The organism is Nitratidesulfovibrio termitidis HI1 (assembly GCF_000504305.1).
GTDB classification, from domain to species: domain Bacteria; phylum Desulfobacterota; class Desulfovibrionia; order Desulfovibrionales; family Desulfovibrionaceae; genus Cupidesulfovibrio; species Cupidesulfovibrio termitidis.
Genome location: NZ_KI632512.1, coordinates 2,748,998 through 2,770,925, shown reverse-complemented (window position 1 = coordinate 2,770,925; position 21,928 = coordinate 2,748,998). Strand labels below are relative to the sequence as shown.

Below are 21,928 nucleotides of genomic sequence, written 5' to 3'. Positions count from 1 at the left end.
GGCGTGGCGGATTCGCGCGCGCTGCGGCTCTTTCAGTCTGCGGTGCCCTCTCCTTGAATGACAACGGATGGTATCCCGGCATGGCCGGGCCATGGCCGGAGTATGGCCGGATTATGGCCGGACCATGGGGGGGGGGGGACGCCGCACGGCGTCCCTCGTACGTTGTGGCGCGTGGGGCGTTTTGCGAGCCGGGCGCGGAAACGCGGGGCCGGGGCGGAAACAGGGGCAGGATGGCGCAGCCCGTGCCCACCGGCGCGGCATTGCGCCGCACCATCGCAGGCGCACCGGACGCCGGACGCAACAAGCCCGCCACGTTCGCGCGGGCGCGAAGACGGCGGGCAAGATGACTGGCCCCGAAGGCCGAAGGGGGACGCACTTCCGCCCGGCATGCGACACACGCCGAGGCGAGGGGAAGAACCGAGGCCGCGAAACGCGGCGTGGGACGGAGGCTATTTCATGCGGTAGGTGATGCGGCCACGCGTCAGGTCGTACGGCGAAAGCTCTACCTTCACACGGTCGCCGGGCAGGATGCGGATGTAGAACTTGCGCATCTTGCCGGAGATGTGGGCCAGCACTTCGTGGCCGTTCTCGAGTTCCACACGAAACATCGCGTTGGGCAGGGCTTCCTGCACAACGCCGTCAACCTCGATGGCATCTTCCTTTGCCATGGTTCCTCCGTCTCGTTCTCTCGCACCCCGTGCGGGCGGGGCAAAACAACTGCATCGCCATTTCACATAACGCCGGTTTTGTCAACAAAACCGCGCCGCACAAGGGTTCGCGCCCCGTTTCGGACTGCGGAACCGGATGCTGTGTTTCCACTGTGCTCCGGCGGCCCATTGCGCGTGGAACGGCAGGGCATGAACGGGCAGGGCATGAACGGGCAACGGCTATCGGAGGCCGACCATGGCGGGGTGACCCGCCTTCTATCGCGCGGCAGGCCCTTGCGCCGTCCTACGGCTGCGCAGCAGCAGCCACAGCCCCACGCCAAACAGCGGCAGGCACAGCACCTGCCCCATGGTCAGCCAGCCGAAGGCCAGATAGCCCAGCTGCGGATCGGGCTCGCGCACGAATTCCACGGCAAAGCGGAAGACCGCGTACAGCAGGCCGAACAGGCCGGACACTGCACCCACCGGGCGCTTGCGGCCGGAAAACCACCATACGGCGGCAAACAGCACCACGCCTTCCAGCGTGGCCTCGTACAATTGCGAAGGGTGGCGGGGGAAGGGGCCGCCATCGGGAAACACCATGGCCCACGGCAGCGTGGTGGGCGCGCCCCACAACTCGCCGTTGATGAAGTTGCCGATGCGGCCAAAGAACAGCCCCGGCGGAATCAGCGGCGCCACGAAGTCCACTACGGACAGGAACTCGCGCCCTGCACGCCGGGCGTACAGCCACACCGCGAACAGCACCCCCAGCAATCCGCCGTGGAAGGACATGCCCCCGTTCCATATCTGAAAGATGGCGGCGGGCTGGCTGACGTAATAGGCCAGGTCGTAGAACAGGATGTAGCCCAGCCGCCCCCCCAGCACCACGCCGAAGATGGCCCAGGTGACCATGTCGTCCACCTGCTGCGGGTGCCAGTCGCTGCCGGGCTGCGCGGCGCGGCGTCGGCCCAGCCACCAGCCGGAGACGAAACCGAACAGGTACATCAGCCCGTACCAGCGGAACTGCAACGGGCCGATGGAAACGGCCACGGGATCTATGCGGGGATATGCGAGCATCGGGACTCCCGGTGATGCTTGGGTTGCGGAAAGGGGTGGGGCGGCGACGCCTGGCAAAGCGGACGGCGCAGGCCGCGCACGGGGGGCAAACACCCGACGCTGTGGTACGACCAGTGTCCGCTTCCGTCAATGCCGGGCGTGCGGGGAAGCGGAACCGCCATCACACGGGCAGAAAACCGCCACAACGCCTGGCGGAAGGAGCACGCCGGCAGTTCCCACCCGATCGGCAGCCGTCACGCGTTCGCACTCCCCCGCCCTTACCGTACGCCCCGGCGCACCCCATGAATTCCACGAATCCGGCCAATCCGCACGAATCACACACAAGACTGTTGACAACCCGCAGGGTTTCGGGCAAGAACTTACTTCCGCTTGGGGCTGTAGCTCAGTTGGGAGAGCGCTTGAATGGCATTCAAGAGGTCAGGAGTTCAATTCTCCTCAGCTCCACCAGAATTTCGCAGGGGTTATCCGAAAGGGTAACCCCTGCGCCTTTTTGCGTCCCACACGCCACACCGGGGAGGGCAGCATGGCATTCGGCACATGGTTCACCTATTTTCTGCTCATGACGGCCATTGCGTACACGCCGGGGCCCATGACCATGTTCTCCATGTCCACCAGCGTGCGCAACGGCTTCGCGCGCACCGTGCCCGCCATTCTGGGCGGCTCGTGCGCCTACTGCGTGCAGATGGTGGTGGTGTATTTCGGCCTGGGGGCCATCGTGCAGGGCTCGGTGGTGGTGTTCAACTGCATCAAGTGGGTGGGCGTGGCCTACCTGGTGGCGCTGGCCGTGAAGAACTGGCGCGCCGTGCCCATGGCCAGTGACGAAGAGGACGCCCGGCCCGCTCCGGCCCCGCGCAGGCAGTTCTGCCTGGGCTTTGCCACAGGCATGTCCAACCCCAAGTCCATTCTGGTGTTCACCGTGCTGTTTCCGCAGTTCATCGAGCCCGCCCACTACACCGCGCACTTCTGCATTCTTGCGGGCAGCTTCTTTGTCATTCAGGGCAGCAGCGCGGTGTCGTACGCCCTGTTCGGGGCGCGGGTGTTCCGCTGGCTGCGGCGCCGGTCGCTGGAGCACCTCCAGCACAAGACCACGGCGGCCATCCTGTTCGGCGCGGCGGGGATGCTGGCGGTCAGCAGACGGTAGGAGTTGCTTCTAAATGGTCCTTTCGTCCGTTGGCTGATCGACCCGAAGGGCACGGAGTGTGTCCGTTAAGCGAGCTTGCGAGCTTTACGGGCATCGAGCGCAGAGAGGTCAAACCTCGTCCGCCATGGCTTTGCTGTCCTTATCCGCGCGTTGCGGTCGCCATCCGTAACGCTCGAAGACTCGCATAACGGCTGCCGCGCGTTGCGGTCCCTATCCGTAAGGTTCGCTTCGCTCACCTAACGGCTAGGGCACTCCCTCATGGCAAACTCGTTTTCCTTGCCAACGAACGAAACTCCTCAATCAGAAACAACTCCTAGGACAGCGCTGCGTATCCCCCGCAGTGCCCAACTTGACGCGGGGCGGCGCATCCTGCACACCCGGCATACCGGGTTCTGACGATTCCGAGTCAACACGCAACGCCACCCGCACGGCATTCCCGAGCACCATGGACACACCCGCCCCCAAGAAACGCCCCCGTGGCCGCCCCCGCTGCGACGCCTCGCGCACGCAGATCCTGGAGGCCACCAACGCCCTGCTCGAGGAAGTCGGCTACGCCCGCCTGACCATGGAGGGCATTGCCGCGCGCGCCGGGGTCAGCAAGGCCACCCTGTACCGTTGGTGGCCGGGCAAGGGGGCCGTGGCCATGGAGGCGTTCATGGACGCCACCAACCCGCGCATCGACTTTCCCCACACCGACTCCGCCGTGGCCGACGTGACCGCCCAGATGCATCTGCTGGCCGCCGCCTATCGCGGCGTTACCGGACGGCTGGTGCGCGAACTCATCGGACTTGGCCAGGGCGATCCGCAAACCCTGGCCGCCTTCGTGGAAAGCTACCTGCTGCCGCGCCGCGCGGCGGCCAAGGACACGTTGCGGCGCGGCATCGCCCAGGGCGAACTGCGCCCGGACATCGATCTCGATCTGCTGGTGGACGCGCTGTACGCGCCCATTTTCCACCGCCTGCTGTTGCAGCACGGGCCGCTGGACGATGCGTTCATCCGCGCCGTCGCCGCCACGGCGTTCGCCTCCGTGGTGCTGCCCCGGTAAGCCCCTCAGCCTCCGACCGATCATGGCCGATCCTGACCCGATCATGGCCGATCATGGCCCGATCCTGACCCGATCATGGCTGGTCCTGACTGCCCCCCGACTGGTCCTGACTGGCCCCGACTGATTCGGCTTGGCCCCACGGCCATGCCTGCCCCCCCTGCCCCCTCGTTTCCATGCCAGAACCTCCGCCGCATGCCGCGCCGGAGTTTTTTTGCGTTCCTCACACTTCGCCACTTGACGCCGCCTCATTCTAATTTTAAATACGGTCCGTATCGTTTCTATTAAAAGGAGCCCGCAGCATGTCCCCCATCGTTTCCTCCATGCCTTCCCCTGCCTCGCCGGATTATTCCCAGGCCGCCACTGCACCCCGCGCCGCCACCACCGAACCGGATGCCCAACCGGACAGGATGTCCGGGCACGGACAAGGCCGCGAGCTGAGCGGCGCGCTGGTGCTGCTCATGGCCGCCGCCGCGGGCCTGTGCGTAGCAAGCATCTACTACAACCAGCCCATGCTGGGCATTCTGGCCCGCGCCTTTCATGCCGGGCAGGACGAAATCTCGCTCGTCCCCATCCTGACGCAGGCGGGCTATGCCGCCGGGCTGCTGCTGCTCACGCCCCTGGGCGACCGGCTGGAACGGCGCGGGCTCATCGTCTGGAGCGTGTCCGCCCTGGCCGCGGCGCTGGTGCTGTCCGGCTTCACGCAGGGGTTGTGGACGCTGGCCGCCGCCAGCCTGGCCGTGGGCGCACTGGCCACCGTGGCCCAGCAGATCATCCCCATGGCCGCGCAACTGGCCCCGGACAACCAGAAGGGCCGCGTGGTGGGTCTGGTCATGGCGGGGCTGCTGTCCGGCATCCTGCTGTCGCGTACGGTCAGCGGGCTGGTTTCGGAATACGCCAGCTGGCGTCTGCTCTTCTGGGCGGCGGGTGGGGTATGCGCGGTGCTGGCGGCGGTACTGGCCGCACGCCTGCCCATTGTCCGGCCCGCCACCACCATCAGCTACCCCCGGCTGCTGCTCTCGCTGCTGCAACTGTTTCGCACGCACGGCCTGCTGCGCCGTTCCGGCCTGGTGCAGGGGCTGCTGTTCGCGGGCTTCGTGTCGTTCTGGGCCAGCCTGGCCTTCTTTCTGGAGCAGCCCCCGTTCCGCATGGGCAGCGCCGTGGCCGGGGCGCTGGGTGTCATCGGCATCGTCGGGGTCATGATCGCGCCGCTGGCAGGACGGCTGGCCGACAAGTGGCGCGGGCAGGACGGCAACCGGCGCATCATCGTGCTGGGGGCTGCCGCCGTGGCCGCCTCGTTCGCGCTGTTCTGGGCGGGGCGTGCGTCCATGGCCGCGCTGGTGGCGGGCATCATCCTGATGGACGCGGGGTTGCAGGCGTCCATGGTCGCCAATCAGGCGCGGGTCTATGCGCTGGACGCCGGGGCGCGCAGCCGCCTGAACACCGTGTACATGACCATGATGTTCATCGGCGGCGCACTGGGCACCGCCATTGGCGCACAGGCATACGCGCACTTCGGCTGGGCCGGGGTATGCGGCTTTGGCGCGGCCAGTTCAATGGTGGGGTTTGCCTGCGAATATCTGGGCGGCAGGGCGTAGACGCACCTGATGCCGGGATAAGAGGAGCGAGGATGGCAATCGTGACGCACCGTTGCACACCGGCATGGCAGGGAACATCTGAGCTGTCGCGCACCAGAACACATCAGGCGACATCGGGACGCATCGAACCGGAGCGATTTCGGCCGTGACAGGGTGAAACGAGGGCCAGACAGGACAAACGGGGTGCAGCACCGGAATGCAGCAGGTGAAGTTGAGCTATTTTGCCCCCACCGCTTGACGCCCCGCGCCCGCATCCTGCACATCGGAAGCACACCCCCGGATATCGCGCCGGTGCCCCACCCCCTGCCATCGGAGTCGACAGCATGGGATGCCCGTACTACGCCGCCCTCTGCGCCATCGTGAAGGACGAACACCTCGCCCTGCCGGAGTTCGTTGCCTACCACCACGCCATCGGCTTCGAGAAGTTCATCTTCTACGACAACGAAAGCGCCATCCCCGTGCGCGAAACCCTGAAGGAATACGTGGCGCGCGGCATTGCCGATGTGTACCGGGTGGTGGGCAAAAGCATGCAGATGCCCTGCTACACCCAGTGCATCCAGGATTACCGCCACAAGGCGCGCTGGATCGCCTTCATCGACGCGGACGAATTCCTGATCCTCAAGCGCCATGCCGACGTGCGCCTGCTGCTGTTCGAGTATGAGGCCCACGCGGGTCTGGCCGTGCACTGGGTCACCCACGGTTCTGCCGGGCATCTGGGCAGGCCTGGCGGACTCGTGCTGGACAATTACACGGAATTCTTCACCGACAATCTGCCCGACAACCTGCACGTGAAGAGCATCGTGCAGCCCGCCCGTACCGAGAGAGCGCGCGACCCGCACCAGTTCCTCTTCACTCCCGGCCACGGTTGCGTGGACGAGCACGGCAGCCCGGTGACCAGCGCCTTTGCCCCCTTCACGGCGGACATCGTGCAGCTGAACCACTACCTGTTCAAATCGCAGCAGGATTACGAGGCCAAGATGCGCCGGGGCCGGGCCGACAACCACGAACTCGGCGACCTGCGCAAGCTGGAGGGGTTCTGGCGCCAGGCCACCCGCCCCACGGCGGCGTGGCGGCCCCTGTCGCACCAGCGTTCGCTGCGATTGCGCCAGGCCGTGGATACCGGTCAGCCCTACCGTGACGATGCGCATCTGGACGTAAACGCCGCCTGCGCCGACGAGGCCCAGTTGTATGCCACGGTGCAGGACCACCTGGCCCGCGGGCGGCCCCGCGCGGCCCTGCTGCACGCCGTACTGTACCGCAACACCCACGGCTACTGCTGGAGCGCGGGCTGGCTGACCATGCTGGCCTGGCTGTCCTTGCGCCGCAAGGACATGGCCCTGGCCGAGGCCGACAACCTGCTGCGCCATGAGCCCTCCGTGCGTTCGCACTACCAGCGCTTCTACGTGCTGGACAAACTGGGCGAGCGCGAAAAGGCCCTGCACGCGGGGCGCTACATCCGCTTTGCCTGCGAAATCCTGAAGCAGACCGCCAGCCCGGAATACGCCGAACTGCGCAGGATCGACACCAGGCGCGGCCTGGGCATCTGGTAGGGCAGTACGGGCGCCCGCCTTTCGCCGCGCTTCTCCCAGCCAGACACCCCGTCAGCCACGGCGCTTCCACCCCCCTCCTCTCCACTTGACTGTGCGCCCAGTTCGTGGAATGGGGCGCTTCGCGCACCGTTGTCCTCACGCTCCCGCTCCCGGCAGCCCTCCCCTTGCCACCAACTCCAGGCGCATTCACCCGACCGTCTGTCGGCGGTCGGAAATCCGTCACGCATCTCCGGGTTGTCGCGGGGTATACTTTCCGCACACCCGGCGTCCCCATACACTGCCCGCACTGATTGCCGTCCGCGTCCCGGGCGGCAGTGTCGCCCCGCGCACCCGTTCGGGCATACCGTTGCCCCGCACACAGGAGACCCCCATGCGCTCCATCAAGCTCACCCTGCTCGTGGGCCTTTGCCTTGCCGTCATCGTGCCCTTCGTAGCCATCTATTCCATCATCCATTCGCGGGTCAGCGACCAGGCCGTGGCGGCCTTCTCCACGGCCACCCGCAACGAGATCACCCAGGTGGACCGGGCCATGGGCTTTCTGCTGGACGACGCCCGGCGCAACGCGGCCATGATCGCCGCCAGCCCCCTGAACGGACTGATCGACGAACGGGTGACCAGCTACCTCGGCCCCGAGGAAAAGCCCCGCACCCCCGCCGACGACGATGCCTACGGCCAGCAGATGAGCCCGCTGTTGCAGTGGATCAAGACCACCCACCCCAGCTACGACAGCGTGTACATAGGCACCCGCTGGGGCGGCAACGTGCTCAGCAACGTGCAGGGCACCCGCAAGAGCTACGACCCACGCTCCCGGGTGTGGTGGCAGGTGGCGCTGAAGGACACCTCGCAGCCGCAGGTCACCGCCGCCTACAAGGGCACCACCGGTGATGCCATGATCAGCGTGGCCAAGGCCTACGTGCGCAGCGGCGAGGCCGTGGCCGTGGCCGCCATCGACCTGACCCTGAACGAGCTTTCCGACGCCATGGCCACCATCCGTCTGGGCAAGAGCGGCTACGTGATGCTGGTGCAGGGCGACGGCACCGTCATCGCCAACCCGCGCGACAAGACCATGAATTTCAAGAACATCGCCGACGCGGGCGACCCGGCCTTCAAGACCCTGTTCGATCACGGCTCCGGCTCGACGCAGGTGACCATCGGCGGCACCCCGTGCCTGGCCGAGGTGTTCACCTCGCCCAAACTGGGCTGGAGGTTCATCGGCATCATCGACAGGGCCGAGGTGCTGGCGGGGGCCAACGACCTGCTGCTGCAGATCGGCGTGATCATGGCCGTGTCCGTGGCGGTGATCCTGGCGGCGCTGGGGCTGTTCATGGACCGCCTGGTGGTGCGCGGGCTGCTGCGGGTCACCGCGTTCCTGCGGGGCATCTCGCAGGGCAACTACGCGGCGCGCATCGGCCTTGCCCGGCGCGACGAGATCGGCCAGATCTACACCGCGTTGGACGACATGGCCGCCACGCTGGAAGGCAACATCGCCGAAATCACCCGTAAGACCAAAGAGGCCGAACTCCGGGCCCGAGACGCCCAGGAGGCGTCTGGCCGGGCAGAGGCCGCCTGCGCCATGGCCGAGGTGGCTCAGCGCGAGGGCATGCAGGCCGCCGCGCTGCGGCTGGAGGACGTGGTGGCCCACGTTACCGCCGCTTCTGCAGAAATCGCCCGTCAGACCGAGGAAATCCGCCATGGTGCCGTGGTGCAGGGCCAGCGCATTGCCGAAACGGCCACCGCCATGGAAGAAATGAACGCCACCGTGCTGGAAGTGGCCCGCAACGCGGGCAAGGCCGCCACGGAAAGTTCCGCCGCCAGGGACAAGGCCGTGGACGGTGAACGCACCGTGCAGCGCTCCATCGAAGCCATGCGGGGCACCCGCGACCGTACCATGGGGCTGAAGGCCAACATGGACAACCTGGGCCGCCAGGCAGAGTCCATCGGCACCATCATGACCGTCATCGAGGACATCGCGGACCAGACCAACCTGCTGGCGCTGAACGCCGCCATCGAGGCGGCGCGCGCAGGCGACGCCGGGCGCGGCTTTGCCGTGGTGGCCGACGAGGTACGCAAGCTGGCCGAAAAGACCATGGGGGCCACCAAGCAGGTGGGCGATTCCATCCGGGCCATCCAGGCCGAGGCGCGCCAGAACATGCAGGCCGTGGAAGGCGCGGTGCAGGACATGGCGCAGGTGGTGGAACTGACAGGCACCTCCGGCCAGGTGCTGGACGAGATCGTGCGCGAGGTGGAAACATCCGCCGACCAGATCCGGGGCATCGCCACCGCCGCCGAACAGCAGTCGGCCACCAGCGACGAGATCAACCGGTCCATCGACGAAATCAACCGCATCACGGCAGACACCGCCCACGGCGTGGCCCGCACCTCCGATGCGGTGCGCGAGCTGTCGGAACAGATGGCCCTGATCGGGGGCATCATCCGTGAGCTCAAGGGCGGCAAGTAACCCGCCCCGGCAAGACCCGAAACTGCGACGGCGGGCCGGTCCACATGGACCGGCCCGTTTGCGTTCTGCTCTGTATCGTCGACGGCTGCGGGCACCACTGCCGGGCTGTTCTGTTCCGCGTTGGTCCCGCCGTGCCGCTGGTGACGGCGGCATGCTTTCGCAGGGGGCCCTTGCTGTGCCCGCCCCCCAAAAAAAGGGACACCCCCCGGACCAGGTCCAGGGGGTGCTTGTTTTCGCCCGGCGGGTGCACGCGGGGCGCGGGGCGGGCGGGAGCATGCATGCCCGCCCCGCGCTTTCGGACGAAAGTCCTGTCACGCTAAGGCAGCATCCACTTCAGCGGGTAGGCCTGCAGCATGGTGAGCAGGCAGATGAACCCGGTCATGGCCAAGGAGTGCCACAGGGTGAAGCGGAACAGCTGGCCTTCCTGGCCGACCATCTTGGTGGCCGCGGTGGCGACCGAGATGGACTGGGGCGAGATCATCTTGCCGGTGACGCCGCCCGAAGAGTTGGCGGCAACGGCCAGGTGCGGGTCCATGCCCACGCTGGTGGCGGTGGTGCGCTGCAGGCCGCTGAACAGCGCGTTGGACGAGGTGTCCGAACCGGTCAGGAACACGCCCAGCCAGCCCAGCAGCGGCGAGAAGAACGGGAACAGCCAGCCGGTCTTGGTGAAGGCGAGGCCCATGGTCGAGCTCATGCCGGAGTAGTTCATGATCTGGGCAAGGCCGAGGATCATGGCGATGGTCACGATGGGGAAGCGCAGCTGATGCATGGTGCGGAACAGGCAGGGAATGGCCTGGCCGTAGCCGTACTTGGGCATCATGGGCACCGCGGCAAGGCCGGTGAACAGGATGGCGGTACCGGCGGCGGAGATGATGTTCAGCTTGAACATGGCGCCGTACGGAGCGTTGGCGGCCACGATGGGCGTGGTCTTTTCGATGGCGTTGTGCAGGCCCGGCCAGGCAAAGCCCTTGGCGGCCAGCGGGGTGTAGCCAGCGCCCAGGGCGCCGTCGAGGAAGGGCTTGATTTCCGGCAGGCCCCAGAAGAACACCATGACGGCCAGGATGATGTAGGGCATCCAGGCGCGAATGATTTCGCCGAAGGAGTAGGGCGAGGGTCCGGTGACGGTCGAGGGGGTTTCGTCGGGGAAGTGCCAGGTGGTGGCGGGCTTCCACACGCGCAGCAGCAGCACGAGGCCGATGATGGTGATGATGGCCGACATGATGTCGGGCAGGGTCGGGCCGTGGAAGTTCGAGAAGGCGTACTGCGAACCGGCGAAGCACACACCGGCCACGAGAACGGCGGGCAGCACTTCGAGCGAACGCTTGAAGCCGCACATGGTCACGCACAGCCACAGGGGCACCAGGATCGACAGGAAGGGCAGCTGACGGCCCACGATCTGGCTGATGTGCATGGTATCGAGGCCGGACACCTGACCGGCGACGATGACCGGAATGCCGATGGCGCCGAAGGCCACCGGGGCGGTGTTGGCGATAAGGCAGATACCCGCGGCATACAGCGGGTTGAAGCCCAGGCCCACCAGCATGGCGGCGGTGATGGCCACGGGCGTGCCGAAACCGGCGGTGCCTTCGATGAACGAACCGAACGCGAAGGCGATGAAGATGGCCTGCAAGCGGCGGTCGTCGGTAAGGCGTGCCAGCGAATCCTTGATGATTTCGAATTCGCCGGACTCAACGGTCATGTTGTAGATCCACACCGCCGTGATGACGATCCAGACGATGGGGAACAACCCGTACGCTGCACCGTACAGGGTTGCATTGACGGCCAGGCCGACGGGCATGCCCCACACCAGGATGGCGAGCAGCACGGCCGCAGTGGTGCCGAGGGCGGCGGCGAAGTGCCCCTTCGCGCGGCGCACGGCCAGCATGTAGAAAAGAACGTACAACGGCACGGCTGCGACCAGTGCCGACAAAAGGATGTTCGAGAGCGGATCGTAGTTCTGCACCCAGTTCATGAAACTCCTCCCTTACGGATTTATGATGAGGGCCTGCACCGGCCCCAGCCCATGGGCTTGCTCTTGATGGTCGCATTAGCGCATGGAAAACACGACTTCAAGAAGGGAGAAGAATCTTTTTTTTCAGACTTGACGTATGATTTAGGTAAAAAATCATGCTCAATCTTTTTCAGTACACACAAAAATCCAAATTGTTCATACAAACAATATCTTTATTAGTTTTCATAGACACTAAATATCATCAAAAACAAACTCATTCAGTGCAGACAATATCATAACACAATGATGCTATGCACACTCATGACAATTGATATGTTTTCATACAACCATATCTAAATTGATTATTAAACTCTTGGCAATATCTTGCATGCCGTACTAATGCATAATACCTGCCATGATATGCTTTTCAAGACGTAATTTCTTATTGGCATGACGTTGTCCGCATCCATACCCACCCCCAGCACACCTTTTCCAGACTGCAAAAACGGGCGTGCTGCGTGCTCCGAACATGTCGGCGCTCACAGCGAACGAGCGAACGACGCGGCTGCGCCGTGCGGCAAAACCCCCTCCCTCCGTTTGCCTTGCGCCGTGGCGACTTGCGGACATGATGCCGCGCCCGGGCACACCCCACACGGCAATACATGACGTGCCTGCTCGCTATTTCATAACGATGCGTCACCCCCGGACAGAGACGTGCCAAGTCATTGGCGTCCGAAAAATCGGATAAATTTTTTTGGCACGAGGCATTATTTTTTTGCAAAACCGGGCCGCAAAGGGAGTGGCGGCGCAAAATTACGCGGCGGGACGACGACGGCGAGTGCCGTCAAGAACGGGGGGCACGCAAAAGGGGCGTCTTCGCCGTGTGCGAAGACGCCCCCAAGGGTCGCGTGGTGGGCAATACAGGATTCGAACCTGTGGCCTTTGGCTCCGGAGGCCAACGCTCTATCCATCTGAGCTAATTGCCCGCGAAACGGGACAACTATCGCTTGCCCACCGGCACTGTCAAGACATATGTGATTCCGGCGCGCACCAGACGCCAACCGCCCAGGGCGCGCCCCACTGCCAGACGCAAACATGACTTTCTGGCTCCGGATTTTCGCCGCCACGCGCTCCGTGCACGCGCAAATGGCCGCCAATGTGTGACGGTCTTGAAAAAAATCGTGTCGGACGGCCTTGCAGGCATGGCGCGTCGTGCACATTTTCGATAAAAACATCCCCACCCCACCTCCATTGCGTCGCCCCTCCCGCCCGACCGCTGTCCGTCCGTTTTTCCACTCCGGCTGACACGGCATCGGCCCGGTCCGCACCGCAGGATGCCCACGACCCGCGGACACAGGCGCGCACCGGCTTCGCGCAGATTGTGCGCAGGTTGCCTGCGCACAACGCGGCAGCGCCGCGCAGCGCCATGGAAACGGGCATGAATCCGGAGATTTCATGAAACGCTTCGTGGTCGGCATATCCGGCGCCAGCGGCATGCCCCTGGCCGTCACCCTGCTGCGCGGGCTGCGCGATGCCGCACGCGCCCTGCCCGGTGGTATCCAGGTGCACCTTGTGGTGTCCGAGGCGGCCCGGCAGGTGCTGGCGCTGGAATCGGACCTGCGCGCGGAAGACCTGCTGGCCCTGGCCGACGTGGTCCACGATGCGCGCGACTTTGGCGCGCCGCCGTCCAGCGGGTCGTGGCAGCACGACGGCATGGTGGTCTGCCCCTGCTCCATGAGCACGCTGGCCGCCATCGCCCACGGCACCGGCAGCAACCTGCTGCACCGCGCCGCCGACGTCACCCTGAAGGAACGCCGCCCGCTAGTGCTGGTGGTACGCGAAACGCCCGTAAGCCGGGTGCACCTGCGCAACATGCTGGCCGCCGCAGAGGCGGGCGCGGTGATCATGCCGCCCTGCCCCGGCTTCTACACCCGGCCTGCCAGTGTACAGGACATCCTGGACCACCTTGCCGGGCGCATTCTGGACCAGATCGGCGTGCCCAACGCCCTTGCCGCCCGCTGGGGCGAGGCCGCCGACACGGAATAGCCGCGCCACGGCGCTTGCGATGGATGACCGGCCAGGGTCGGGCGCAGGGTCGCGCCCGGATTGCACACCGGACATCCGCGGCATGCGGCCGCCGCGCGGCACAGAACGGGAACGCCGGTTCCCCCGGTATTGCGTCGATACCGGAAGAAGCCGGAACAACGCTCCCCCCGCCGCATCGCCAACCGGTCCCCCCGTGCGCGGATTGCACGGGGACAGGCCACGGCGAAGCGGAAACCTTTTTTGCGGAAAGGCAGGATCAGACCATGCAGTACAGCCTCACATGGCACGGCCACGCCAATTTCCAGATTTCCTGCGACGGGGCCAACGTGCTCGTGGACCCGTTTTTCGAGGGCAACCCCTCGGCGTCCACCCCGTGGAGCGACATCGCCCCGCCGGACCTCGTGCTGGTCACCCACGACCACGGAGACCACGTGGGCCAGGCAGTGCAGATCTGCAACACCACCGGCGCCCTGCTGGGCTGCATCGTGGGCACGGCCCAGCGCCTGCTGGAAGAGGGGCTGCGCCCCGGCCTGCTGCTGAATTCCATCGGCTTCAACATCGGCGGCACGGTGACCCACAAGGACATCAGCGTCACCATGACCCAGGCCTTTCACTCGTCCGAATCGGGCGCGCCCGTGGGGTACATCGTGACCATGCCGGGCGGATTCACCTTCTACCATGCCGGTGACACGGGCATCTTCTCGTCGATGGAACTGTGGGGACGGCTGCATTCCATCGACCTGGCCATGCTGCCCATCGGCGGCACCTTCACCATGGACGCGCGGCAGGCGGCCATGGCCAGCGCCATGCTGCGCACCCGCTCGGTGGTGCCCATGCACTGGGGCACCTTTCCGGTGCTGGAACAGAACACCGAGCGCTTTCGCGAGCAGTTGCGCAACCATGCCCCGGACTGTCGGCTGTTCGACATGAAGCCCGGCGACGCCATCACCCTGGACATGGGCGAGGACGGCCGGGGCTGCGCGTACTGTTGATCGCACGCGGTCTTTTTTGCCGCTGGCGGGCTGCCCCGCCAGTGCGCAAGTAATACTCGCGCGCCAACGCTCACTACGGGTATTTTGGAAAGAACCGGGCACCAGCCGCGCGCTCGCGGCAACGGACCCGCATCATCAACACTGCAACACGCCTTGCGCGCAACGCGCCGGAATGCGGATTCCGGCCCACGGACGCAAGGCATCGCCTCCGGTTTCGCGTGCGGCTGGCATCGTGCGCGGGAGGTCCGGAGCGAACGGGGTGTGTGCCTCGGTTCGGTACCTCCATGGAACACGCGGCGGTAACATACAAATGGGTTGTCTATCTGGTGCGCTGTGCCGACGGGACGCTGTACTGCGGCGTCACAACGGACATGGAACGGCGCCTTGGCGAGCACAACCGGGGCAGGGGCGCACGCTACACGCGTTCGCGCCGCCCGGTCACGCTGGTCGCCACCGCCCCGTTCCCTGACCGCAGCACCGCACAGAAGGCCGAGCATCACGTCAAACGGCTGCCCCCCGACAGGAAGCAGGAAGCACTGGCACGTTACGCCAACGCACTTCCCGTCGCGGCGCCGCCGAGCGCCCCGCGCACGAAGGAATGAGAATGGAAACCTTACGCTTTGAAGAACTGACCCTTTCAAAGGAAATCCTGAAGGCCATCGAAGAGATGGGCTTCGAAGAAGCCTCGCCCATCCAGGCGCTGGCCATCCCGCACATCCTCGAAGGCCGCGACGTCATCGGCCAGGCCCAGACCGGCACCGGCAAGACGGCCGCCTTCGGCATCCCCCTGCTGGAACGCATCGACCCGCGCGAAAAGGACATCCAGGGCATCATCCTGTGCCCCACGCGCGAACTGGCCATCCAGGTGGCGGAAGAACTTACCCAGCTTGCCTCGCGCAAGCGCGGGCTGTACGTGCTGCCCGTGTACGGCGGGCAGCCCATCGACCGCCAGTTCAAGGCCCTGCGCCGCGGCGCGCAGGTGGTGGTGGGCACCCCGGGCCGCGTCATGGATCACATGGAACGCGGCACCATCAACCTTTCCACGGTGCGCATGGCCGTGCTGGATGAAGCGGACGAAATGCTCGACATGGGCTTTCGCGACGACATCGAACACATCCTGGGCCAGGTGCCCAAGGAAGCGCAGACCGTCTTCTTCTCCGCCACCATGCCCCCGGCCATTCTCGAAATGGCCCAGCGCTTCCTGAAGACGCCCGAATTCCTCAAGGTGACCCAGAAGCAGGTCACCGTGCCCAGCATCGAACAGATCTACTACGAGGTGCGTCCCTTCCAGAAGCTGGAGGCGCTGTGCCGGGTGCTGGACCTGTACAACCCCAAGCGCGCCATCGTGTTCTGCTCGACCAAGCGCGGCGTGGATGAACTGACCCAGCACCTGCAGGGGCGCGGCTACCAGGCCGACGGCCTGCACGGCAACCTCAACCAGTCGCAGCGCGACCGGGTGATGGCGCGCTTCCGCAGCAACGGCATCGAAATCCTGGTCGCCACCGACGTGGCCGCGCGCGGCATCGACGTGGACGACGTGGAAGCCGTGGTCAACTACGACATCCCCAACGCCGTCGAACACTACGTGCACCGCATCGGCCGCACGGGCCGCGCCGGGCGTTCGGGCCGCGCGTTCACCTTTGTTTCCGGGCGCGACTTCTACAAGCTGCGCGACATCAAGAAGTTCACCAAGGCGCACATCGTGCAGCACCAGGTGCCCACGTCCAGCGACGTGGCCACGGTGAAGACCAACCAGTTGCTGGCCGAAGTGCGCCGCCACATCGAGGCGGGTGAACTGGAAAAGTTCACCGACATCATCGAATCGTTCCTTGACGAGGACGTGACCACCGTGGACATGGCCGCCGCGCTGCTCAAGCTGCTGATGCGCCGCGAACTGGGCGACGCCGTGCCCGGTGGTGAAAAGACCCCGGCAGGCACCGGCGCAGAACCCGGCATGGTGCGCCTGTTCCTGAACGTGGGCCGCAAGATGCGCGTCACCGCGCGTGACATCGTGGGGGCCATCGCGGGCGAGACGGGCATTCCCGGTCGCATGATCGGGGCCATCGACATCCGCGACCGCGTGTCGTTCGTGGAAGTGCCCGCCGAGTACGCGCAGGAAGTCATCTCTGTGATGAACGGCAACCAGATCCGGGGCTTCCGCCTTGGGGTGGAGCCCGCGACCCCGCGCGACCGGGAATAGGTGGCGCAGCCGCAAGGACAATGAAAAGGGAGGGCACGGTAACGTGTCCTCCCTTCTGTTTTGTTGGCAGCGTCTGTTTTTGTACGCCTCCGGCGGCCAAGGACGGCAGCCGTTAGGCGAGGTTGCGAGCCTTACGGATGGCGATTGCAGAGCGACTGCCGCCCCTTGGATCCCTTTGGGGGGGCAGCAGTCTGTTCTCAAATGTTTCCCTACCCCGCCCAGGCCTGCCGGGCCAGCGACACGGCCACGCCCCACACCACCAGGCACACGCTGCCATCCAGCACGCGCCAGGCCACGGGCTTGCGGAACAGCGGGGCCAGCACCCTGCCGCAGCCGCCAAGGGCAAAAAACCACAGGCACGAGGCCGTGGCCGCGCCCGCGCCGAACGAAAGGCGCTCCGGGGCCGGGTAGTGCCCGCTGATGCCGCCCAGCATGACCACGGTATCGAGGTACACGTGCGGGTTCAGCAGGGACACGGCCAGCGTGGCCCCCAGCACCCGGCGCAGGCTGGTACGCCCGCCGTCCCCCACCGCCCGGTCGGCTTCCAGAATGCCGGGCCGCAGGGCCGCGCGCAGCGCCCCGAACCCGAACCACGCCAGAAACACCGCCCCGCCCACGGCGGCGCCCTGCCGCAGCAGCGGGCTTGCAGCAACCGCCGTGCCCACCCCGGCCACCCCGGCGGTGATCAATACCACGTCGATGAGCGCGCACAGCGCGGCCACGGTCATGTGGTGGTTGCGGCGCAGGCTCTGGGTCAGCACGAAGGCGTTCTGCGCGCCAATGGCGATGATCAGGCTGGCCCCGATGCCGAGGCCCTGAAGATACGGGGCAAGCTGCATGGCACAACTCCGGAAGCAGAAATGAATGCCCGGCAGACGCCGCCCGTCGTCCGTCGGCACACGTCGTCCAAAGGGGAGACTCCTGAGCGGATATCTCCGGGATTCGTACCGTACGGGCGGCGATCCGCCGTGACGCCCCTGCTCTACCCCGTTCCGCGTCATGCGTGAAATTACTTGTTGTGCTGTTACATAAGCAAACGTAATGATCGGCCATGCTCGACTATCGACTTGTGGAAGCCGTGGCCGCCGTCATCCGTGAAGGGGGCTTCGAACGGGCCGCGCGGGTGCTGCACCTGACGCAGTCCGCCGTGTCGCAGCGGGTCAAGGCGCTGGAGGACCAGCTTGGCACCGTGCTGGTGGTGCGCGCCACCCCGGCCCGCGCCACCGGCGAGGGCCGCCGCCTGCTGGCCCATTGCGACAAGGTGGGGCTGCTGGAAACCGACCTTGCCGCCGCGCTGCGGCCCGAGGGCGGTTCCGATTCGCCGGACGCGGACATCCCCGACATCCCGCATGTTCCATGGACCACCCTGCCCGTGGCCGTGAATGCGGACAGTCTGGCCACATGGTTTCCCGATGCCGTGGCCCCGTTTCTGCGGGCCGAGCGCGCCCTGCTGGACCTTTCCGTGGACGATCAGGAGCGCACCCATCTGCTGCTGCGCGACGGCCACGTGGCCGCCGCCGTGTCTACCCGCGCCGCCGCAGTTCAGGGTTGCCGCTGCCTTCCGCTGGGCCGGGTGGACTACCTGTGCCTGGCCGCGCCCGACTTCGCCGCGCAGTGGTTCCCCGCCGGGCTGACCGAAGCCGCCCTGTGCCGCGCGCCCGCCGTGATCTTCAACCGCGCCGATGAAGTACACCACCAGTTCCTGCGCGGCCTGCTGCCCAGCACCGCGTCCTTCGACCGCATCGCCCGCAGCCTGCCCCTGCACTACATCCCCTCGTCCGAACGCTTCGTGGATGTGGTGGCCCAGGGCCTTGCCTACGGCATGATCCCCCTGCCCCAGGCCCGCCAGCACCTTGCCGAAGGTCGTCTGGTCGACCTCGCCCCCGGCCACGCCGTGCCCATCCGCCTCTACTGGCACTGCTGGGGACTGCGCACCCGCCTGCTCGATGCCCTGACCCAGCATGTGGTCAGCCACGCCCACCAAGTGCTGGCGCAGGAATAGGCGAAGACAATCCATGAAATGAATCGGGGGGAAGGAACCTTTTAAAAAAGGTTCCTTCCCCCCGAGCCCCCCATCCTCCCAAACTTTTTAATTGGTCCGGTGAGCGATTGCGGCACAACTTCCGAGGTGCAATGCCTATGGGGTATGAAAATTCTTATCTCTGGGCGTGGCCCTGCCCACTTGGCGAAAGGGAAAGGGCCACGGAAATGCCCACCGCGCCACCCCATACAGAAAGTTTTGAGGGATGGGGGTCCGGGGGAAGGGAACTTTTTCAAAAGTTCCCTTCCCCCGGTTCGCCTTTATCAAGCCTTCTTCTACTTCCCGGCATCCACCCCGGCATCGCCGAAGGTGGCCATCTTTTCGAAGATATCGGCGGCGCTGCGCAGCAGGAAGATGGACAGCGCGCCGCCGGTGCCTTCGCCGAGGCGCAGGCCAAGGTCGAGCAGGGGGCGGATGTCCAGCTTGTGCAGGATGGCCTTGTGGCCCTGCTCGGCGGAGGCGTGGCTGAACACGCAGTACCCGGCCACGGCGGGGGCGATTTTCCACGCGGCGGTGTAGGCGGCGGTGGAAATGAACCCGTCGATGACGGCCACCATGCGGTGGCGGGCCGCGCCAAGGATGAGTCCGGCCAACGCGGCGATTTCGAGGCCCCCCACGGCGGCCAGAATATCCACGGGGTCGCCGGATTCGACGGTGCGGCGGTTGGCGGCCAGGGCGGCGCGGATGACCTGGGCCTTGTGCGCCACGCCGTGGGCATCCAGACCGGTGCCGGGGCCGGTGACGGCTTCGGGTTCAAGGCCAAGGTACGCGCAGTACAGGGCGGTGGACGGCGTGGTGTTGGCTATGCCCATGTCGCCGGTGCCCACGCAGCGGCAGCCGTCGGCGGCGGCCTGCGCGGCAAGTTCGGCGCCCAGCAGCAGGGCAGCCTCGCACTGTTCGCGGGTCATGGCCGGGCCATGGGTCATGTTGGCGGTGCCGGGGGCCACCTTGCGGCGAATCAGCTGCGGGTGCGGGTCAAAGTCGTCGCCCAGGCACCCGGCGTCCACCACGCGCAGGTCGATGCCCGCCGTGGCGCACAGCACGTTGATGCCCGCGCCGCCGTTCAGGAAATTGAGCACCATCTGGCGGGTCACTTCCTGCGGAAACAACGAGACGCCCTCCGCGGCCACGCCGTGGTCGCCCGCAATGGTGAAAATGCGCGCAGGATCGGCAGCCAGGGGGCGCGCGCCGCCCTGAATGTGGTGCAGTTGCAGGGCCAGGTCTTCCAGACGGCCCAGGCTGCCGCGCGGCTTGGTCAGGTTGTCCAGATGGGCCTGCCCGGCCGGGTCGTGGCCGTGGTCCACGGGGTCGATGGCGGCGATGAGGTCGAGAAGCTGCGGAGACGGAGACGGCATGGGAACCCCCGGAGTGTCGGTGTGGAACAGGAACCGGCGCACGGTAGCGCCACGGGCCGGGCAAGGCAAGCCGGACGAAACGGGCCGGGACACAGGGCTTCTGCGCCCCTGCCCCTTGCCGTTGCCCGCCGCAGGTCGCATAGTGATGCGTGCAAAAATCGAGAACCTCAGGGGAGCACCCACGATGTTCATGCATGGATTGTTGTCCCGCCGTACCGCAACGCCCCGCCGTGCCGCCCACGCCGGTTGCCTTGTCCTGATCGCCCGGATCGCCGGACGCGCGACCCTGGCCCTGACCGCCCTGGCGGTAGCCATCGCCTTCGCCCCGCTGCCCCACGCGTTCCCGCTTTCGCCCCGGCCCGCGCTGGCGGTGGAATCCCGGCCCGCGCCGTTGCAGGCGGATCAGCCGGTATCCTCGCAGCCGGGCCGCGCGGCCATCACCGTGCCCACGCCGCGTTCGCCCTCCCTGCCACCCGGCATTCCGGACAACAGCCCGCGCCTCACCCCGGTGGTGCGCGCGGTCAGCGCCGTGGCCCCCGCCGTGGTCAACATCACCACCGCGCGGGTGGTGGAACGCAACTTCAACCCCTTCCCCGGCCTGATGGACGACGAGGCCGCGCGCGAAATGTTCCCCAGCCTGCCCACCCAGCGCCAGACCCGGCGCAGTCTGGGTTCCGGGGTGATCATCAACCCCGACGGCGGGCACACCGGCATCGTGCTGACCAACGCCCACGTCATCGCCGGGGCCACGGGCATCGCCGTGCACCTGCTGGATGGCCGCTCGCTGGATGCGGAACTGCTGGGGGCGGACACCGATTTCGACATCGCCGTGCTGCGCGTGCCCGGCGCGCAGAACCTGCCCGCCGTGAAGATGGCCACCTCGTCCGACCTGATGCCCGGCGAAACGGTCATCGCCATCGGCAACCCCTTCGGCTTCGCGCACACGGTGACCACCGGGGTGGTCTCGGCCCTTGGCCGGTCCATCAAGGTGGAACAGGGCATGATCACCGACCTCATCCAGACCGACGCCGCCATCAACCCCGGTAACAGCGGCGGGCCGCTGCTGAACATCATGGGCGAGCTCATCGGCATCAACACGGCGGTCTACGCCAAGGGCGAGGGCATCGGCTTCGCCATTCCCGTGGACAAGGCCCGCCGCGTGGTCGAGGAACTGCTGGGCCAGGGCCGGGTGGACCCGGTGTGGCTGGGCGTGCTGGGGCAGGACATCGACCAGCGCACGGCGGCCTGGCTGGGGCTGAAGCGCGCCTCGGGCATGCTGGTGACCGAAGTGCAGCAGGACACCCCGGCGGCAAAGGCCGGGCTGCGCGCGGGCGACGTGCTGGTCTCCCTCAACGGCAACCCCGTGGAAGACAAGGACGCCTACATCATGCTGCTGCGCAACTACACCCACCGCGACACGCTGGAGGTGGGCCTGCTGCGCGAAGGCAGAACGACCACCCTGCGCATGACCCCGGCCGTGTTCACGCAGGACATGGCGGAACGGCTGTCCGAGCGGCGCTGGGGGCTGCGCGTGCAGGAAGCGCAGGATCAACGAACCGGAGGCGTACGCATCAACGCCGTGCTGCCCTCCAGCCCGGCCGCGCGGCTGGGGTTGGCCCCGGGCGACGTGGTGCGCCAAGTGGGCAGCGTGCGCGTGGGCAACACCCGCGACTTTGCCCAGGCTTTTGCCCGCTACCGGCTGGCGGGCAAGGTGACCCTGCTCATCCAGCGCGGCGGCAAGGGGTACTACGTATCGCTGGCGTTGTAGGCGCTGCCGCGGGGAGTTGTGCGCGGCGGTACGGGGTAGCCCCGGCGCCGGGCAAAAATCCCAAA

General features: G+C 66.4%; 16 protein-coding genes and 2 tRNA genes. 12 read left to right on the top strand and 6 right to left on the bottom strand.

Translation table 11 applies throughout. From position 1 onward, the window contains the following. Positions 1–449 precede the first annotated feature (449 nt). Both infA and lgt read right to left on the bottom strand, forming a co-directional pair. Positions 450–668: a translation initiation factor IF-1 gene (gene infA, locus DESTE_RS11210; RefSeq protein WP_007525542.1), complete on the bottom strand. Its 219-nt coding sequence runs from the start codon at positions 666–668 to the stop codon at positions 450–452. Positions 669–923: 255 nt separating this feature from the next. Further along, positions 924–1,721, bottom strand: coding sequence for a prolipoprotein diacylglyceryl transferase (lgt, locus tag DESTE_RS11205; protein WP_035067690.1), 798 nt, complete (start codon positions 1,719–1,721; stop codon positions 924–926). A 371-nt stretch (positions 1,722–2,092) separates the two neighbouring features. Between lgt and DESTE_RS11200 the strand changes: the two genes are divergently transcribed. The 6 genes from DESTE_RS11200 to DESTE_RS11175 all read left to right on the top strand — a co-directional run bounded on the left by DESTE_RS11200 (position 2,093) and on the right by DESTE_RS11175 (position 9,510). Next, positions 2,093–2,168: transfer RNA gene (locus DESTE_RS11200), tRNA-Ala, on the top strand. 76 nt (positions 2,169–2,244) lie between these two features. Beyond that, the gene (locus DESTE_RS11195; RefSeq protein ID WP_035067689.1) at positions 2,245–2,862 is read left to right on the top strand and encodes a LysE family translocator; all 618 of its coding nucleotides are present in this window, start codon (positions 2,245–2,247) and stop codon (positions 2,860–2,862) included. Between the two features lie 445 nt (positions 2,863–3,307). Further along, entirely contained in the window at positions 3,308–3,907 is a 600-nt protein-coding gene (locus DESTE_RS11190; protein WP_035067688.1) for a TetR/AcrR family transcriptional regulator, read from the top strand. Positions 3,908–4,206: 299 nt separating this feature from the next. Continuing rightward, a complete protein-coding gene (locus tag DESTE_RS11185; RefSeq protein WP_051384428.1) occupies positions 4,207–5,502 on the top strand; it encodes an MFS transporter in 1,296 nt (431 codons plus the stop codon). A 323-nt stretch (positions 5,503–5,825) separates the two neighbouring features. Further along, positions 5,826–7,052, top strand: coding sequence for a glycosyltransferase family 2 protein (locus tag DESTE_RS17250; protein WP_051384427.1), 1,227 nt, complete (start codon positions 5,826–5,828; stop codon positions 7,050–7,052). A gap of 370 nt (positions 7,053–7,422) precedes the next feature. Continuing rightward, positions 7,423–9,510: a methyl-accepting chemotaxis protein gene (locus DESTE_RS11175; protein ID WP_035067686.1), complete on the top strand. Its 2,088-nt coding sequence runs from the start codon at positions 7,423–7,425 to the stop codon at positions 9,508–9,510. 316 nt (positions 9,511–9,826) lie between these two features. Here the strand turns inward: DESTE_RS11175 and DESTE_RS11170 are convergent, their stop codons facing one another. Further along, on the bottom strand, positions 9,827–11,482 hold the full coding sequence (locus DESTE_RS11170; RefSeq protein WP_035067684.1) for an L-lactate permease: 1,656 nt from the start codon (positions 11,480–11,482) through the stop codon (positions 9,827–9,829). 888 nt (positions 11,483–12,370) lie between these two features. Then, positions 12,371–12,447 (bottom strand) — tRNA-Arg (locus tag DESTE_RS11165). A 469-nt stretch (positions 12,448–12,916) separates the two neighbouring features. Between DESTE_RS11165 and DESTE_RS11160 the strand changes: the two genes are divergently transcribed. The 4 genes from DESTE_RS11160 (at position 12,917) to DESTE_RS11145 (ending at position 16,699) form a co-directional block, all read left to right on the top strand. Further along, positions 12,917–13,507 carry a UbiX family flavin prenyltransferase gene (locus DESTE_RS11160; protein WP_035067682.1) on the top strand — a complete coding sequence of 197 codons (591 nt, stop codon included), beginning with the start codon at positions 12,917–12,919 and terminating at the stop codon, positions 13,505–13,507. 263 nt (positions 13,508–13,770) lie between these two features. Beyond that, positions 13,771–14,499 carry a metal-dependent hydrolase gene (locus tag DESTE_RS11155; protein ID WP_035067680.1) on the top strand — a complete coding sequence of 243 codons (729 nt, stop codon included), beginning with the start codon at positions 13,771–13,773 and terminating at the stop codon, positions 14,497–14,499. A 284-nt stretch (positions 14,500–14,783) separates the two neighbouring features. Beyond that, entirely contained in the window at positions 14,784–15,101 is a 318-nt protein-coding gene (locus tag DESTE_RS11150) for a GIY-YIG nuclease family protein (RefSeq protein ID WP_035067676.1), read from the top strand. A gap of 2 nt (positions 15,102–15,103) precedes the next feature. Beyond that, positions 15,104–16,699, top strand: coding sequence for a DEAD/DEAH box helicase (locus tag DESTE_RS11145; RefSeq protein WP_035067674.1), 1,596 nt, complete (start codon positions 15,104–15,106; stop codon positions 16,697–16,699). A gap of 209 nt (positions 16,700–16,908) precedes the next feature. On the opposite strand, the gene DESTE_RS11140 is transcribed toward DESTE_RS11145, so the two are convergent. Then, positions 16,909–17,538, bottom strand: a complete 630-nt coding sequence (locus DESTE_RS11140; protein WP_035067672.1) for a LysE/ArgO family amino acid transporter — start codon at positions 17,536–17,538, stop codon at positions 16,909–16,911. 212 nt (positions 17,539–17,750) lie between these two features. Here DESTE_RS11140 and DESTE_RS11135 point away from each other — a divergent pair, with 212 nt between their 5' ends. Further along, positions 17,751–18,701, top strand: a complete 951-nt coding sequence (locus DESTE_RS11135) for a LysR family transcriptional regulator ArgP (protein WP_035067670.1) — start codon at positions 17,751–17,753, stop codon at positions 18,699–18,701. 314 nt (positions 18,702–19,015) lie between these two features. On the opposite strand, the gene cobT is transcribed toward DESTE_RS11135, so the two are convergent. Further along, a complete protein-coding gene (gene cobT / locus DESTE_RS11130) occupies positions 19,016–20,095 on the bottom strand; it encodes a nicotinate-nucleotide--dimethylbenzimidazole phosphoribosyltransferase (RefSeq protein WP_035067668.1) in 1,080 nt (359 codons plus the stop codon). 184 nt (positions 20,096–20,279) lie between these two features. Between cobT and DESTE_RS11125 the strand changes: the two genes are divergently transcribed. Further along, a complete protein-coding gene (locus tag DESTE_RS11125) occupies positions 20,280–21,863 on the top strand; it encodes a trypsin-like peptidase domain-containing protein (RefSeq protein ID WP_245590818.1) in 1,584 nt (527 codons plus the stop codon). The last annotated feature ends 65 nt before the right edge of the window (positions 21,864–21,928 follow it).

What these genes read in the sequence shown, in the direction of transcription:
- infA (WP_007525542.1), bottom strand. Translation starts at nt 668, where the DNA reads ATGGCAAAGGAAGATGCCATCGAGGTTGACGGCGTTGTGCAGGAAGCC.
- lgt (WP_035067690.1), bottom strand. Translation starts at nt 1,721, where the DNA reads ATGCTCGCATATCCCCGCATAGATCCCGTGGCCGTTTCCATCGGCCCG.
- DESTE_RS11195 (WP_035067689.1), top strand. Translation starts at nt 2,245, where the DNA reads ATGGCATTCGGCACATGGTTCACCTATTTTCTGCTCATGACGGCCATT.
- DESTE_RS11190 (WP_035067688.1), top strand. Translation starts at nt 3,308, where the DNA reads ATGGACACACCCGCCCCCAAGAAACGCCCCCGTGGCCGCCCCCGCTGC.
- DESTE_RS11185 (WP_051384428.1), top strand. Translation starts at nt 4,207, where the DNA reads ATGTCCCCCATCGTTTCCTCCATGCCTTCCCCTGCCTCGCCGGATTAT.
- DESTE_RS17250 (WP_051384427.1), top strand. Translation starts at nt 5,826, where the DNA reads ATGGGATGCCCGTACTACGCCGCCCTCTGCGCCATCGTGAAGGACGAA.
- DESTE_RS11175 (WP_035067686.1), top strand. Translation starts at nt 7,423, where the DNA reads ATGCGCTCCATCAAGCTCACCCTGCTCGTGGGCCTTTGCCTTGCCGTC.
- DESTE_RS11170 (WP_035067684.1), bottom strand. Translation starts at nt 11,482, where the DNA reads ATGAACTGGGTGCAGAACTACGATCCGCTCTCGAACATCCTTTTGTCG.
- DESTE_RS11160 (WP_035067682.1), top strand. Translation starts at nt 12,917, where the DNA reads ATGAAACGCTTCGTGGTCGGCATATCCGGCGCCAGCGGCATGCCCCTG.
- DESTE_RS11155 (WP_035067680.1), top strand. Translation starts at nt 13,771, where the DNA reads ATGCAGTACAGCCTCACATGGCACGGCCACGCCAATTTCCAGATTTCC.
- DESTE_RS11150 (WP_035067676.1), top strand. Translation starts at nt 14,784, where the DNA reads ATGGAACACGCGGCGGTAACATACAAATGGGTTGTCTATCTGGTGCGC.
- DESTE_RS11145 (WP_035067674.1), top strand. Translation starts at nt 15,104, where the DNA reads ATGGAAACCTTACGCTTTGAAGAACTGACCCTTTCAAAGGAAATCCTG.
- DESTE_RS11140 (WP_035067672.1), bottom strand. Translation starts at nt 17,538, where the DNA reads ATGCAGCTTGCCCCGTATCTTCAGGGCCTCGGCATCGGGGCCAGCCTG.
- DESTE_RS11135 (WP_035067670.1), top strand. Translation starts at nt 17,751, where the DNA reads ATGCTCGACTATCGACTTGTGGAAGCCGTGGCCGCCGTCATCCGTGAA.
- cobT (WP_035067668.1), bottom strand. Translation starts at nt 20,095, where the DNA reads ATGCCGTCTCCGTCTCCGCAGCTTCTCGACCTCATCGCCGCCATCGAC.
- DESTE_RS11125 (WP_245590818.1), top strand. Translation starts at nt 20,280, where the DNA reads ATGTTCATGCATGGATTGTTGTCCCGCCGTACCGCAACGCCCCGCCGT.